This window comes from Mesorhizobium sp. M2E.F.Ca.ET.209.01.1.1, assembly GCF_004010375.2.
GTDB lineage: Bacteria > Pseudomonadota > Alphaproteobacteria > Rhizobiales > Rhizobiaceae > Mesorhizobium.
Genome location: NZ_SADP02000153.1, coordinates 1 through 486 on the forward strand (window position 1 = coordinate 1; position 486 = coordinate 486).

At 64.4% G+C, this 486-nt stretch carries 2 protein-coding genes; one reads left to right on the forward strand and one right to left on the reverse strand.

All coding sequences use genetic code 11. The features are described from left to right. Positions 1-238 (forward strand): universal stress protein (locus tag EN852_RS35050; protein WP_189546349.1); only part of this gene is annotated, 238 nt, incomplete at its 5' end. 11 nt (positions 239-249) lie between these two features. Here EN852_RS35050 and EN852_RS41175 read toward each other — a convergent pair. Then, positions 250-393 (reverse strand): hypothetical protein, encoded by a 144-nt coding sequence (locus tag EN852_RS41175; protein ID WP_167531334.1) that lies wholly within the window; start codon positions 391-393, stop codon positions 250-252. Positions 394-486: the final 93 nt, after the last annotated feature.

Genomic DNA, 486 nt, shown 5'->3' on the forward strand with positions numbered 1-486 from the left:
CGAGACCGCCATCAGAACGCGCGCCACGCCCGACCAGGCGATCGCCAGGGAAGCGGCCAAGGGCGCGGCGATGGTGGTGATGGGCGTCACCCAGCGGCCGGGCGAAGAGCTGTTCTTCGGCGACACGGCGACCGCCGTGCTGGCCGCCGTCGCCTGCCCTGTCGTGCTTCTGGCGAGCGATCGCGTCAGGCGAGCCGACGCCGGCGCTGAGGAGGCGACAGCCGAGACCGGCGCCTGATGTCTATGGTCCTATAGGCCGAGGAACTGCCGCCCGATCAAGTAGCCCAACGCCGCCGCGACGAGCGGGAACAGCGCCGGCGCGACCCTGCTGAACAAGGAAATGCTCGTGTCCTTGGGCGGCACATAGCGTGCATTGCCGAGATTTTTGGTCATTGCGTACCCCACGCGCACCGATAATTAGCAGATGCTTATTGATGCATGGCCGAATTAACGGGTTGTAAAGAAATTCGATCGAATAGCCGACCA

Coding starts and splice junctions, on each gene's coding strand:
- EN852_RS41175 (WP_167531334.1), bottom strand. CDS start 393: ATGACCAAAAATCTCGGCAATGCACGCTATGTGCCGCCCAAGGACACG.